The sequence below is a fragment of the Limnothrix sp. CMB-01 genome (assembly GCF_055193175.1).
This window is the reverse complement of the sequence record NZ_CM143720.1, coordinates 52,673-68,284: the sequence shown is the minus strand read 5'-3', so window position 1 is coordinate 68,284 and position 15,612 is coordinate 52,673. Positions and strand designations below refer to the sequence as shown.

Sequence of the window (15,612 nt, the reverse complement as noted above, 5' to 3'; positions counted from 1 at the left end):
TCATCTCACTTTCTTGATCAAAATCTGAAACGAGACAATGAAGGTTTTTGTTTACAGTCTCGGTCTCTCAAAATGGCAAAAACCCTGATCAAGCTAAATGAGAATTGGTTTAGTCAACGCTCATTTTAAAAGCCAGTTTGGTTAGGAGTGAGGGATGGCAAATCAAAATTTTTCTTTATACTAAAGCAGTAACTAGGACAGTGACCTAAACTCAAGTTTCGGGCTTCTGATGAAATTCCCGTAACACTACTTCCCCTGAGTCTGAACCCATGACGAGTGCGCCCGGTTCCACCAACCCAGCGATCGCCCATCTTCCGGCATACCAGATTCTTGAGCTGATGTATGAAGGCACAAGAACACTGGTCTATCGCGCAGTGGAAAAGGCAACCCAGCGATCGGTCATCATTAAAGTTTTGTCTCAGGAATATCCAAGTTTTGCAGAATTAGTCCAGTTTCGCAATCAATATACGGTCACCAAAAACTTACCCATTGATGGTATTGTTCACCCCCTTAGCCTCATTCCCTACGGCAATGGATACGGGTTGGTGATGGAAGATTTTGGAGCAATTTCCCTTGCTCAATATCTTCAAGATAATACAGTCACTCTTGTTGAAATTCTAGGAATTGCAGTTCGTTTGGTTGAAATTCTCCATGAATTGCATCAATATCGAGTTATTCATAAAGATATTAAACCAACTAATATTCTCATTGACCCCACTTCCAAGCAAGTCAAATTAATTGACTTTGGAATTGCTTCTCTGTTGCCGAAGGAAACGCAATCCCTCCAAAGTCCTAAAAGTCTGGAGGGAACCCTCGCCTATTTGGCTCCAGAACAAACGGGGCGCATGAACCGGGCGATCGATTATCGAGCTGATTTTTACGCCCTAGGAGTCACGCTCTATCAAATGTTGACGGGGGAATTACCGTTTAAGGGTCAAGATCCGCTGGAGCTAATTCATTGCCACATGACGCAAATTCCGCCAGCGGTGGATGTGTTGAACCCTCAGGTTCCTGGCATGGTGGCGGCAATTGTCAACAAGTTGATGGCCAAAAATGCGGAGGATCGCTACCAAAGTGCCTTGGGGTTGAAGCATGACCTGGAGCATTGTCTCAACCAATATGCCCTTCAAGGACGGGTGGCGGTTTTTTCTTTGGGCGATCGGGACTTAAACGATCGATTCCTGATTCCTGAAAAACTTTACGGTCGCCACACAGAAGTTCAAGCCCTTTTAGATGCGTTCGATCGCGTGGCCCAGGGAGCCTCGGAATTAATGTTAGTGGCGGGATTTTCCGGCATTGGCAAAACTGCCGTGGTTAGTGAAGTCCATAAGCCGATCGTGCGGCAACGGGGCTACTTCATTAAGGGAAAGTTTGATCAATTTAATCGCAATATTCCTTTTTCGGCCTTTGTTCAAGCGTTTCGAGATTTGATGGGGCAGCTTCTCTCAGAATCTGACCAACAACTTGCCCAATGGCGCACTAAAATTTTGACGGCCCTGGGAACCAACGGGCAGGTACTGATTGACGTGATTCCTGAGCTAGAGCGGATTATTGGTTCGCAACCACCGGCTCCGGAGTTATCCGGCGCGGCGGCTCAAAATCGATTTAATTTGCTCTTTCAGAATTTCCTCCAAATCTTTACCCAAGCGACCCATCCCCTGGTTTTATTTTTGGATGATTTGCAGTGGGCTGATTCGGCCTCTTTGCAACTGATTAAGATTTTGATGGATGGTCATCCCTATCTTTTGCTATTGGGAACCTATCGAGACAATGAAGTCTCGTCTGCCCATCCGTTAATGCTGACCATTGAGGAACTGAAAAAAGCAGAGGTCACGCTGCAAACAATCACCCTTGCTCCCCTAGGGTTTCGCGATACTAACCAGTTGGTGGCGGAAACTTTGCATTGCGGCTTGGATCGATCGCGCTTGCTGACGGAGCTAATTTATCTTCGTACTCAAGGTAATCCTTTCTTTACGGCCCAATTTTTGAAGGCTCTCAAAGAAGATGGCTATATTTTGTTTGACCGAGAGCAAGGCGTTTGGGAATGCGATTTAGCACCCATCAGCACCCTGTCTTTAACGGACAATGTGGTGGAATTTATGGCCTTGCAGCTTCAGAAGTTGCCTGCGGTTACCCAAGGAGTTTTGAAGCTAGCCGCTTGTATTGGCAACCAGTTTGATTTGAGCACCTTGGCTATTGTTTCTGAACAGTCAGAAACGGAGACCGCCGCAGCCCTCTGGAAAGCGCTGCAAGAGGGATTAATTTTGCCCCAAAGCGAGGTTTATAAATTCTATTTAGGTCAAGAAACACCAGAAGCGACAGAAACAGAAACCACAGTGAGCGATCGGGCTGTTTATCGCTTTTTGCACGATCGTGTTCAACAGGCGGCCTATGCCTTGATTGATGACGACCAAAAACAGGCAACCCATCTTTGTGTGGGTCAGTTACTGTTGGAGCAACTTTCAGAGCGCGATCGGGAAGAGCGGATCTTTGAAATTGTTAACCACCTCAACGTGGGTCAAGCGCTCATTGCAGCACCCAACCAACAGCGAGAATTAGCCCAATTAAATTTCTTAGCTGGTTGCAAGGCCAAAGCCGCCACCGCCTATGCCGCCGCATTGACCTATATTCGCACGGCGATCGAGTTGTTACCGGAGGCGATCGTCCAAAAGGACTATGACCTCAGTTTTAGGCTCGATAAAGAACGGGCAGAAATTGAATATTTGAATGGCAACCTGGAAGCAGCAGAAATCTGGATTCAAAGAGCCTTGGGCAAGGCGAAAACTTCCTTAGAAAAAGCCGATGTTTACAACATGTCGATCTTGCAATATACCTTGCAAGCCAAATATCCCGAAGCGATTCAAGCGGGCCGCCAAGGCTTAGCCCTCCTGGATATTGATCTGCCTGTTGATCACTTGGAAGCGGCCCTAGCCCAGGAATTAGGCCAAGCAAAAACATTGGCCAATCATAATTCCTTTGAGGTGCTGACTCAGTTACCGATCATGACTGAGCCGGAGCAAAAAATGGCGATCAAGCTGTTAATTAGCATGGGGCCACCCACCTATCGTTCCCATCAACGGCTGTGGTCGGTCATTTGTGCCAAGGCAGTGAATCTTTGTTTGCAATATGGCAATACACCGGAAATTGGCTACATCTACCCGGCTTTTGGTGGACTGCGGGGCTATGCTTTAAATAACTATCAAGGCACTGATCAATTACTGGATATTACCCTTCAGCTAATTCAGGCTTTTAATAATAAGTCCGCTGAAAGTGTGGCTTATCTGATGATTGGCAGTTCCTTACGCCATTGGTCAGATCCCCTCAAAATCGCCACGGAAGATTATTTATCTTCCTATCGAGTGGGGCTGGAATCGAGTAATTTGCAATACGCGGCCTATGCTTTTGGTCACAACATGTATTGCCGGTTTTATCAAAGCCTGCCCCTAGATCAACTATTTGATGAAATTACAGAATATTTAAACTTCAGTCGCAAGCATAAAAATCAGTGGGCGATCGATCTGATGTTAGGGGGTCTGTCGGTGGTTGCCAATCTCCTAGACCCGGAATATGACCCAACGGATTTATCGATCGGCTGGGGCAAAATTCAGTCAGAGCTAGCCTACTTAGAGCAATGCCGGATTCACAAAAACTGGCAAGTTATTTGCATTTTCAATATCCTGCGCACCCAAGTTCTTTTGATTTTTGATCAACTGGAAGAGGCCTATTATTACGGTCAGCAGGCGGAATCAGAAATTATTAATGTGGCTCCTCAAGGACTATTGCCCTATGTTCATCACTGTTTTGTTTATGCACTGCTCTTAGCGGCTCGATATGAGCAAACCCCTGAAGAACAAAAAGCCAGGGATTGGACAACCATTATTCGCTATCGTGATCAGCTCAAAATTTGGGCCGATAATTGTCCCGAAAACTTCTTGCACCTTTACTTCTTGGTGAAGGCGGAAACCGATCGCCTCACCAATCAATATCCTGAGGCGATCGAGTCCTATGATTGGGCGATCGCCAACGCCAAAGGCATGGGCTATCTCCAGGAAGAGGCCCTGGCCAATGAACTGGCTGCGAAGTTTTATATGAGTTGGGGTAAGGAGAAAATTGCCGCCGTTTATCTCCAGGAAGCCTACTATTGCTATGCCCGCTGGGGAGCCAAAGCCAAAATTCGAGATCTGGAAATTCGCTATCCCAAATTGTTGCGACCAATTCTTCAGGCGAGTTCCACCTCAGTTGACTTTCTCAACACGTTGATGACCCTTACTTCGGTTAACCCGACCATCCACAGCAGCACGCGCAAAAGTGCCAGCAGCGCTCGGCTTAATCAAACCTTGGACTTTGCTAGCATTTTGCGAGCGTCACAGGCCCTTTCTAGCACTATTCAATTAGAAGAATTGTTGGGTCAACTCACGCAAATTATTTTGCAAAATTCCGGAGCAGAACGCTGCGTTTTGGTGTTGGCTGATGATCGTGGAAGCTGGCAAGTGCGTGCTACGGCCACACTGAAATCGACCCAACTGGGAAATGATCCTTTAACCGATCACAGTCAAGTGCCGGCCAAGCTCATTCGGTATGTAAAAAATACCCAAGAACTGATTGTTATTGATGATTTGGTTACGGATTTACCAGTAATCGGAAGTTATTTAAATCAACATCAACCGAAGAGCGTCCTCTGTTTGCCTATCTTGAATCAGGGGCAATTATTGGGTTGCTTGTATTTGGAAAATCGGCTAACCGCTGGAGTTTTCACCAACGATCGAGTGATTATTCTCAACTTCCTTTGCACGCAAGCAGCCATTTCTCTCAACAATGCCAAGCTCTATCAGCAGGTACAACAGTCTTTTACGGACTTACAGCAAGCACAATTAAAGCTAGTTCAAAGTGAAAAAATGTCGGCTTTGGGAAGTTTAGTGGCAGGGGTAGCCCACGAAATTAATAACCCGATCGGCTGCATTATTGGCAACATTGACGCAACCCAAATCTATATTGAAGATCTTCTGAGCTTGCTAGATCTCTATGCTCAAGAGTTACCGAATCCCAGCGCCCAAATTCAAGCAGAATTGGAAGCAGTGGATTTGGACTATGTGCGCGATGATGCCATGCAACTGATTCGGGCCATGAAGGAAAGTGGCGATCGAATCCGTGCCATCAGCAAGAGTTTGAGAACCTTCTCCCGAGCGGATACGGAAAGCAAGCAATTGTTTGATGTGCGTGAAGGCATTGACAGCACGGTTTTAATCTTGCGCCATCGTCTGAAGGGCAATGATCACCGACCAGCGATTCATGTGGCCACCAATTACGATCCAGTGCCCGAAATTTATTGCTTTCCGGGGCAACTGAACCAGGTGTTTATGAATTTGTTAGCCAATGCGATCGATGCGTTGGATGAGGCCAGTCAAGGGCATAGTTTTGCAGCATTAACCGCCGCTGCTCAGGCAATTTCCATTCGCGTCACTTCCGACCAAGCAACTGTTCAAGTCACGATCGCTGATAACGGGGTGGGAATTCCTGAGGAAATTATCGGCAAGATTTTTGACCAGGCGTTTACGACTAAGGCAGTGGGTCGCGGAACGGGGCTAGGATTGGCGATCGCCCGCCAAATTGTGGTGGATATCCATGGGGGCAGTTTGGAGGCGAAATCAACGGTTGGTCAGGGGACAGAATTTTTGATTAGCTTGCCGATCGAGCGTCCCAATTAACCTGTAATCAATTGCGCATCGAATGCATGGCTCATCGATCGCCCCCATGAATCGTTTCGCCCCAATGGATAGTTAATGCGATCCAGCATCTTAGCCAAGAAATAATCTTAGCCAAGAAATTGGATGGCCCCTTGGCGCAAGACTTCCCAGCCCGTCGGCCCCCAGCGCACCACAGTGGATGGTTCGCCAGAACCCACTTCCGAATCGCCCATGGCGGCCACTTCATCGGGGCTGAGGGTCAACAGTTCGGGAAATTCTCGGTTAATGTCCGCGATCGTCCGCAGAGGAGGCTGCCCCGATCGATTCACACTGGTGGTGAGTAGCGGCCCCGTTTGGGCCAAAATCGCCTTGGCCACTTCACAGGCGGGAACTCGCAGCCCGATCGAGCGTGTGGGGCCCAAGATGTCGTTCATGGGCGGCAGGCGATCGCTCTGGGCAGGCAACACGATCGTTAAGGCTCCTGGCCAATAGTCTTGGGCGATCGCCTGCCATTGGCCCAGATCGCCGGCCCGATCGTCCACATAGGGCCACAAATCCGCTGGCTGGGCCCCCATCAAAATCAGAGGCTTTTGGAAATCGCGCTGCTTGGTGGCATAGACCGCCGGGGCCCGATCGGGCCGAGCCGCCAGGGCCGGAACCGTATCCGTAGGGAAACTGGCGAGGGCGGTTCCTGTCCGCAAGCCGGTGATTAGGGCTGAGAGAGTGACTTGGGGCACGCTGAGAACTCCTGGTGCGATCGCAACAGTTGGCCAAATCGGCGAGAAATGACAAGAAATTGGGAGAGATTAGGAAAAATTAGGGTGCGAGAACTGCGGGCGCTTGGCGCAACCGGGAGCAACTTAGCCGCTGCATCAACCCCTAAACCTCATCATCTTCGTCATAGAACCGGGTGGAAAAAACAGGTTCAGACATCTTGCTCGTGGGAATCAGGGGCGGCTGTTCTGGGTCGAGGGAGTCGAGGGCGGGCAAATCAACCACCGTGGGAATGATCGGGGGGTTGGTGGTCGCGTCCTTTTCCACATCCACCAGGGCATCCAAGTCCCGATCGGCTACCGTAACGGCAAAGTTATCCCGATCGCCCGCTTCATCTTGATCGAGCGGTTCTTGATCGAGCGGGTCGATCGCCGGGGGATTGAGCACCTCGGGGAGAGTTGGCGGCTGCGGTGGGTTTGGCTCCGAATCCGTCGCTTCGTCGGGATGCGCCGTGGGCCGATCGCTGGCCCGTCGAAACACCAAGTTGGTTTGACCATTCACCTCGATCGCTTCCACCTCGATCGTGTCGCCTTCGGTGAATGCGCCGGCCAGAATTTGATCGGCGATCGGGTTTTCCAATTCCTTTTGGATGGCTCGCTTCAGGGGACGGGCCCCATACACCGGGTCGTAACCCACATCGGCAATGTAGGTTTTAGCTGATTCAGACAGGGCGATCGCAATTTTTTGATCGGCCAACAATCGCTCAATTCGCTTCATTTGAATGGACACGATTTGGCGCAAATTCCCCTTCGAGAGGGCTTCAAAAATAATCGTTTCATCCACCCGATTCAAAAACTCGGGGCGGAAGTGCGATCGCAAAGCCTTCAACACCCGATCACGCATTTCGTCATAGCCTTCCTCTTCCAGGCTAGATTTCAGAATATGCTCGCTGCCCAGATTACTGGTCATGATCAAAATGGTGTTCCGGAAATCCGCCACACGCCCTTGACCATCCGTTAAGCGCCCATCATCCAGCACTTGCAGCAAGATATTAAAAATATCTGGGTGCGCCTTTTCCACTTCATCAAACAAAATCACGGAATAGGGATGCCGCCGCACCGCATCGGTGAGCTGGCCACCCGCTTCATAGCCCACATATCCCGGCGGCGCACCTACCAACCGCAACACATTTTGCTTCTCCATATATTCGGACATATCAATCCGAATCATGGCATCTTCGCTATCAAATAGCAGCTCCGCCAAGGCGCGGGCCAATTCTGTTTTGCCGACTCCCGTGGGCCCCAAAAACAGGAAGGAACCGATCGGGCGGCCCGGGTCTTTCATGCCAGCGCGGGCCCGGCGAATGGCGGCGGCCACGGCGGTGATCGCCTCCTGTTGGCCAATCACGCGATCGTGTAAATAGCGCTCCAGTTGCAGCAGTTTTTGGCGCTCCGATTCCATCAACCGATTAACCGGAATGCCGGTCCATTTCGCCACCACTTCCGCAATATCCGCTTCCGTGACCTGCTCTCGCAACATGGGCACGGCCATTTGCGTTTGGATGGCCAACAATTGGGATTCTTTGGCGGCTCGTTCCTCTTGAATACGCTCTAGGTCGCCATACTTAAGCTGGGCTGCCAAATTGAGATCATAGTCCCGTTCCGCTTGTTCAACTTGTTTTTGCAGGGTGCTTTCTTGCTCTTTCAAATTGCCAATTTCATCGAGCAATTCTTTCTCGCCCCGCCACTGTTGATCCAGCTCCGTTTGTTGACTCTGAAGGGTGCTAATTTCAGCTTCAATGCGCAGCAGTCGATCGCGCGAGGCTGTTTCGCCCTGCAAGGATAACCGCTCCATTTCCAATTGCCGCAGCCGCCGTTCGATCGTCTCCAGCTCCACCGGCTTGGAGGTGATTTCCATTTTTAATTTGGCGGCCGCTTCGTCCACCACATCGATCGCCTTATCGGGCAAGAATCGATCGGGAATATAGCGATTAGACAGTTGGGTGGCCGCCACCAAAGCCGCATCGGAAATCTTCACCCCATGGTGAACTTCGTAGCGCTCCTTCAGGCCACGCAGGATCGAAACCGTCACGTCGATCGTCGGTTCTTCCACCAAAACCTGTTGGAATCGCCGCTCCAGGGCCGGATCCTTTTCCACATGGGTGCGATATTCATCGAGGGTGGTGGCTCCAATGCACCGCAATTCCCCCCGCGCCAACATAGGTTTCAGCAGGCTGCCCGCGTCCATGGCGCTGCTTTGGCCCGATCCCGTGCCGATGATGGTGTGCAGCTCATCGATGAACAGCACCACGGAGCCACCCGAGTGGGTCACGGCCCGCAAGACCGATCGCAGTCGTTCTTCAAATTCCCCCCGAAATTTGGCTCCGGCGATCAGGCTGCCCATGTCCAGCACAATTAACCGCCGATTTTTGAGGGATTCCGGCACATCCCCATTCACAATCCGTTGGGCCAAGCCTTCCACCACGGCGGTTTTGCCCACGCCCGGCTCCCCAATCAACACCGGGTTGTTTTTGCTGCGGCGTGAGAGCACCTGAATCACGCGGCGAATTTCCTCATCGCGTCCAATCACCGGATCTAATTTGCCGGCCCGGGCTTGTTCGGTCAGGTCGCGTCCAAAGCGCTCCAGGGCTTCCAGGGGATCTTCTTCTTTGCTCACGCTGTCGCGGGCGGGGCCAGTGGCTTCGGCCGATCGCTCCTGGGCCTTGATGGCGCTGCGAATTTCCCGAATGGCCGCCTCCACATCCTGGGGATCGACCCGTAGCGATCGCAGAATTTTGCGTCCCACCCGATCGTCATCGGCAAAGGCCAACAGCAGGTGATCAATGCCAATTTCCCGATCGCCCCAGGATTCCCGAGCCACATCAGCCCGATCGAGCAGGGCATCTAACCCCCGCCCCAGATAGAGCTGGTCACCCGCGCCGCCCCGGGGTTGCCGCTGGCCAAAATTTTCCAACTGCCGCGCCACCTGGGCCGGATCCAGTTGGGCCCGCTCCAACACCACCGCCGCCGTGTCGTTAATTTCCAGCAGAGCCAAGATCACATGCTCCACCTCCAGGTTCTGCTGGCGCATCCGGCGGGCCACTTCTTGGGAATTAACGATCGCTTCCCAGGCTTTTTCGGTGAATTGATTGGGGTCGGTGGGCTGCATGGATGGCGCTAGGAAAAGTGAGCATGGCCCGATCGTAGTCGATCGGGAGTGCCTACGAGGACGTTGGCTATTTTAGGGGTTAATCAACAGCCTGAAGACAAGTTTGGGCGAGCTGCTCCGCTTGGGCCGGGTCGATCGACTCAGGCGTTGCCAAGACCTGGCCGTTCAGGCCGCTCCCTTGCCAATAGTCCACAAACTCCGGCGCAGCACCGCAGAGGATCCAGCGCGAGGGCGTTGCTTGGCCATAGGCGGTGATGGTTTCGATCGCCAGGGAAAACCCACCGGCCTTGAATTTGGGGTTCAAATCCCCGTCATATTCAAACTTGCTCAACATCAACTGCACGGCCCGCAAGGCTCCGGCATCAAACCCGGGCGCATCGGTCAAGGTACGGGCCCGAAACACCGGCCGCAAGGTTCGGAAAGGAATGCGCACCGTTTGCCAAATGTTGTAGACCGTATCAAAAGAGGCGCAGTAGCCAATGCCGTCCCAGCGAGATTCCGCACGCAAAATCAGCTTGTAGCGTTGGCCATCGCCCTTAATGCGCAATTCCAACCCCTCAAAGGCCGACAGATTAATCGGTTCCTGAAAATTGCGGGTGCGAATGGAGGCGAACCCCCCGGAATTGTCGGTGGAAACATTGCCCGCAAATAGGCCATACCCATTAAACAGACGCAGATCGCTGCTGCTGACTCCGCCCATCACCACATCGTCGATCGCCCCCCAAACTTGGGCCAGTTCGGGGCTGGGTTGCCGAAAATCACAAACCATTTGCGGCGATCGTTGGGGCGATCGGGTCGCTTGAGCCGCGCGATCGACCCAGGCTTCGGGGGCCGCCGCTCCAAAAATCAAAATTGCCGCCGCCTGTTCGATCGGCGCTTCAGCCCATTGCTCAAGGGTCAGCCAATGGAGTTGGGGATCGGCCGGGAGCCGGGCCCGATCGACTCCCAAGGCCCAAACCTGATAGTTCCGTTGCAGGAGCAAGCGCACCACCCGCCGGCCCACATCCCCACAGGCCCCCCACACCAGGGCGATCGGGCGCGCAGTCTGGGCTAAAGACGGTTCCATCCAATCCACCTTGGCCTGTGTCCCCATCAGTTTTTGTACCCAACCAAAATCACCAATCACGGGAAACACCCCAAAATAGCGCAGGGTGCTGACGAATCGATCAAATGCCCAAGTTGCCATTGGTTTGCGTGGGGTGAATCAACGATTTAGGAAACAATGGGAAACGATTTAGGAAAAGACTCGATGCAGTGGACTGATTGATCCTGTGAACTGTATTGATCCTAATGATTTCCACCAATGCTTTGCGGAACCATGGGCCGTGATTTAGCCCAATCGATGGCGCAACCAAAGGGCCATGAGCGGCAAAGCCACCCGATATCCCAAATCGGGCCCGTAAACCAAGCCCTTTTGTTGCAAGCTGGCCAGGGCCCCTTGCAGGCCGCCCCCCCGCGAAAGGCGGTGTTTTTGGACATATTCCCGCGCATGGGGGCGATCGGTCGGATCCAACGCCAAACTTTCCAGCAGCCGCACTTGGGAATCGGGCAGCAACAACAGCAAGGATTCAAACGTGGCCGACAAGTCCTCCACTAACCCGATCGCCGCGCGATCGACTTGCTCCGCCGTAATCGCCACCGGGGTCGCCGTCGATCGGCCCCGTTGCCCCGCCAACACATCAAGCCAAATTCGCCGCGCCAGGGCGATCGACTCGCCAAAATGGCCCCCCGCATTCAGGGCAAACCGTCGAATCGCCTCCGGAGTCCAATGCAACCCCAGCCGATCGCTCCGTTCCCGCAGCCAGGGTTCCAATTCCGCCGCCGACAGGGGAGGCAGCAACAAAATCGCCAAATTGTGATCGGTGACCCACTCATCGGCTGTTGTCGCAATCAGGGCATAGCTCACTCGGGTTTGTCGCTGAATTTCGGCCCGCAAATATTGCTCCCAGCGCCCGTCACGATCCCATGACCTAAGGTGGGGTAAGTTTGCCAAAACCATCACCACCCGATAGTTCAGCCCATCGGCTAACTGTTGGGGCAAGGCCAGCAAAGATTGAAAACTCGCCCACTGATCGGCCGTGGGCGGCAACCGCAGTTCCGGCCGATGACCCCAGCGGATGGTGGCCCCCATGGTTTCGGCCCAGCGTTGCAGGGTTTGGCGCTCCCGCTCTTGGCGGCAGGCTTGCAAAATACCCGTGGCCAAGCAGTCCACCAATCGCTCCGGACTCACGGCCCGCAAGCAATCAATTTCCATGACTTGGGCCCCCAAACTGGCGGCCGCATAGGTCAAAAGGGTGCGCCGACCAATGCCCGGCACTCCGGCCAACAGCACGTCGCCATCCGCTTGCAGAATTTGACACAACTGCTCCCGATCGCTCACGCGGCCCACCAAATAGGGCGGAATAAAGGGATTCAGCGGGGGGCGATCGGGAAATGCATTCGCAGCCGCCACGGGCGAAAGGATGACCATTTTCACAACCTCAGCCAAACCAGTGACGGACTTCAATCAAGATCGATTGCGATCCTGATAGCACTATATAATAGTGCCAGCCGATCCCGCTGACTCATCTCGCCTTAGGGGATCGCAATTTTTAGCGACCAACGCGACCAAAGCCCATTTGCAAATTTTCTGATCCCAAACCCCGCGATCGCCCACCATCCCACTAGAGCGATCGGGTTTGGTCACCCACCCCCTCCAGATCTATGACTATTGACTCTCCTGCCCGCACGGCCACCCCCAACGCGGCGGCAGCCAAGCCCGTGGCCTGGCATTCCCTGGATCCACAAGCCGCGATCGAGCAGTTGCAAGCCCGACCCGAAACCGGCCTCAGTTCCGCCGAAGTGCGCGATCGGCTGGCCCAATACGGGCCCAACGAACTTGATGACGGCGGTGGCCGCAGCGTTTGGGAAATTCTGTTGGGTCAGTTTGGCGACATCATGTTGCTGATGCTGATCGGGGTTGCCTTCGTGTCCGCCGGCCTGGATTTGTTTGAAGGTTGGCAAAGCACCCAACAGGCCAACCTCAGCTTGGCGGAAGGCTTCCAACAGGGCAAATTTCCCTTTCCCAAGGATGCCTTGGCCATCTTTGTGATCGTGATTTTGAACGGCACGTTGGGCTATTTGCAGGAGAGTCGGGCCGAAAAAGCCCTATCCGCCCTCAAAAAATTGTCATCCCCCCGAGTTCGGGTGCAGCGAGATCAGCAAATCTTGGAAGTAGATGCCAAGGAACTGGTTCCCGGCGATGTGATGTTGATTGAAGCCGGAAACCAGGTGGCCGCCGATGGCCGAATTTTGGAACTGGCCAATCTGCAAATTCAAGAAGCCGCCTTGACCGGGGAAGCCCATGCGGTGGATAAGCAGGTGAATTTGACCCTGGATCCGGAAACATCCCTGGGCGATCGCCTCAACCTGGTGTTTCAGGGCACAGAAGTGATTCAGGGCCGCGGCAAGGTGCTGGTCACGGAAACCGGAATGCGGACGGAACTGGGCAAAATTGCCACCATGATCCAGTCCGTGGAAGCGGAAGAAACCCCCCTGCAACAGCGGATGGAGCAGTTGGGCAAGGCCCTGGTCACCGGCTCCATGGTGTTGGTGGTGCTGGTGGTGGTGGGTGGAACCTTTGCCCTGGGTTGGGAAAACTTCCGCAAGCTGTTGGAAGTGTCCCTCAGTATGGCGGTGGCTGTGGTTCCGGAAGGATTGCCCGCCGTAATTACCGTGACGCTGGCCTTGGGAACGCAGCGGATGGTGCGCCGCCATGCCCTGATTCGCAAGCTACCGGCCGTGGAAACCCTTGGCTCAGTCACCACCATTTGTTCCGACAAAACCGGGACGCTGACCCAAAACAAGATGATTGTGCAGGCCCTGGAACTGTGCGATCGCTCCGTGCGGGTCACGGGCCAAGGGTACGAACCCTTCGGCTCTCTGCAACCGGTGGATGCGACGGGCCCAGTGGGTGAGCCGATCGCCGCCGAAACTTTGGCCCAGGAAGCGCCGGACGTATACTTGCTGCTGTCGGCCTGCGTGCTCTGTAACGATGCCATTTTGCAGTGCGACAAAACCGTAACCGATCGGGGCAAGTCGCCTTGGATGATCATTGGTGACCCCACCGAAGGAGGGCTGTTGGCCCTGGCCGGCAAAGGCAACCTGAACCAGGAAGAGTGGACGAAGCGCTATCCCCGCGCCGCTGAAATTCCGTTTTCGTCCGATCGCAAACGGATGAGCGTGTTTGTGCGCACCGATCAGGCCGGGCCCCTGTCGTTGACAGCCATCACCGGCCCCGCCAAGGTTTTGATGGCCAGCAAGGGATCGCCAGAATTGGTGCTGGAACGGTGCGATCGCGTCCAAAGTGGTGCCGAGGCTCGCCCCCTGACCCCAGCCGATCGAGCCGACATTTTGGAGCGCAATAACCAACTGGCCAGCAAAGGACTACGGGTCTTGGGCTTAGCCTACAAACCCTTGGATCAACTGCCCCCCGAAGCCAACAATCATTCATCGGAACCGAACGGCTCCGCCACCGACCCCGAACAGAACCTAATTTGGCTCGGATTGGTGGGCATGATGGACGCGCCGCGCCCGGAAGTGAATGAAGCCGTGGCCCGCTGTCGCATGGCTGGCATTCGCCCAATGATGATTACCGGTGACCACCAACTGACCGCCAAAGCGATCGCCCAGGAGTTGGGCATTTCCGCCGAGGGCGATCGGGTCTTGACCGGCACGGAACTGGAAAGGATGACCCAAGGGGAACTGGAAGAAGCCGTGGGCCGCGTTTCCGTCTATGCCCGCGTTTCCCCAGAACACAAGCTGCGGATTGTGAAAGCCCTGCAACACCAAGGCAAAATCGCCGCCATGACCGGCGACGGCGTGAACGACGCGCCCGCCCTCAAGCAGGCCAACATCGGCATCGCCATGGGCATCACCGGTACCGATGCCAGCAAAGAAGCCAGTGACATGGTGCTACTGGATGACAACTTCGCCACGATCGTTGCCGCCACCGAAGAAGGCCGCGTTGTTTATGACAACATTCGCCGCTTCGTGAAATACATCCTCGGCTCCAACATCGGTGAAGTGCTGACGATCGCCAGCGCTCCTCTGATCATCCCCATTTCCCAGGTGGGTGGCGATTTGGTGCCCCTCACGCCCCTGCAAATTCTGTGGATGAACTTGGTCACCGATGGGTTGCCGGCCTTGGCTTTGGCAATGGAACCCGCTTCCCCGGACGTGATGCAGCGGCCACCCCATGCCCCCCACGAAGGCATCTTCGCGCGTGGATTGGGGGCCTACATGGTGCGGATCGGGATTGTGTTTGCGGTGGTCACCATCGTTCTCATGGTTTGGTCTTATAACTATGCCCAAGGCACTGACCACCCCGAAAGCTGGAAAACCATGGTCTTCACGAGCCTTTGCATTGCCCAGATGGGCCACGCTTTGGCCGTGCGATCGGACACGAAGCTGATTGTGGAAATGAATATGTTCTCCAATCCCTATGTGCTCTGGTCGGTGACGCTCACCACGCTGTTGCAACTGGCGTTGGTTTACCTGCCGCCGCTGCAATCTTTCTTTGGCACTTCGGCGTTGGACTTCACGGAGCTGCTGGTTTGTCTTGGCTTCAGCGCCCTGATTGTGGTTTGGATTGAGGGCGAAAAGCTGTTCCTCCGTTGGTTCTGGAACAAGCGCTAGGCGATCGGCATTCAGCCGCAAGCAGTGACATTACTGAAATCACTGGCATGAGCATGATGGGGGGCGATCGTCCCCCTTTTTTATGGCTTGTTTTTAATGGCTTTTGATGGCTGGTGGCGATCGTGCTTTGGGCCTCGATCGCCGCGAACAGAATCACCCCCCTGAAGACAGCGGCCGGTGATCAAAAAATTGCTAAATGTAACGCGATCGCGCCAGTCTTCAGGTCTGCTGAACTGAAAGTTTAGATTTCTTTATCAATTAATGACCAATCACTGACATTCCTGATCATGATCTCGTCAGCAATCTTGAACACCCAAATGGCTCAATAGCAGGATTTCTGGCAAAAATTGCCCAAAATTCCCATTTTTAA

The 15,612-nt window shown here is 53.7% G+C and carries 6 protein-coding genes; 2 read left to right on the top strand and 4 right to left on the bottom strand.

From position 1 onward, the window contains the following. Positions 1-269: 269 nt before the first annotated feature. A complete protein-coding gene (locus tag ACZA91_RS00315) occupies positions 270-5,705 on the top strand; it encodes a trifunctional serine/threonine-protein kinase/ATP-binding protein/sensor histidine kinase (RefSeq protein ID WP_463184144.1) in 5,436 nt (1,811 codons plus the stop codon). A 107-nt stretch (positions 5,706-5,812) separates the two neighbouring features. Here ACZA91_RS00315 and ACZA91_RS00310 read toward each other — a convergent pair whose 3' ends face one another. The 4 genes from ACZA91_RS00310 to ACZA91_RS00295 form a co-directional block, all read right to left on the bottom strand. Continuing rightward, positions 5,813-6,421: an L-threonylcarbamoyladenylate synthase gene (locus ACZA91_RS00310; protein WP_463184142.1), complete on the bottom strand. Its 609-nt coding sequence runs from the start codon at positions 6,419-6,421 to the stop codon at positions 5,813-5,815. A gap of 142 nt (positions 6,422-6,563) precedes the next feature. After that, positions 6,564-9,566 (bottom strand): ATP-dependent Clp protease ATP-binding subunit, encoded by a 3,003-nt coding sequence (locus ACZA91_RS00305; RefSeq protein ID WP_463184141.1) that lies wholly within the window; start codon positions 9,564-9,566, stop codon positions 6,564-6,566. A 79-nt stretch (positions 9,567-9,645) separates the two neighbouring features. Beyond that, positions 9,646-10,752, bottom strand: a complete 1,107-nt coding sequence (locus tag ACZA91_RS00300; protein ID WP_463184140.1) for a CIA30 family protein — start codon at positions 10,750-10,752, stop codon at positions 9,646-9,648. Positions 10,753-10,896: 144 nt separating this feature from the next. Further along, positions 10,897-12,036 (bottom strand): ATP-binding protein, encoded by a 1,140-nt coding sequence (locus ACZA91_RS00295; RefSeq protein WP_463186482.1) that lies wholly within the window; start codon positions 12,034-12,036, stop codon positions 10,897-10,899. Between the two features lie 233 nt (positions 12,037-12,269). Here ACZA91_RS00295 and ACZA91_RS00290 point away from each other — a divergent pair, with 233 nt between their 5' ends. Continuing rightward, positions 12,270-15,242: a cation-translocating P-type ATPase gene (locus tag ACZA91_RS00290; RefSeq protein WP_463184138.1), complete on the top strand. Its 2,973-nt coding sequence runs from the start codon at positions 12,270-12,272 to the stop codon at positions 15,240-15,242. The last annotated feature ends 370 nt before the right edge of the window (positions 15,243-15,612 follow it).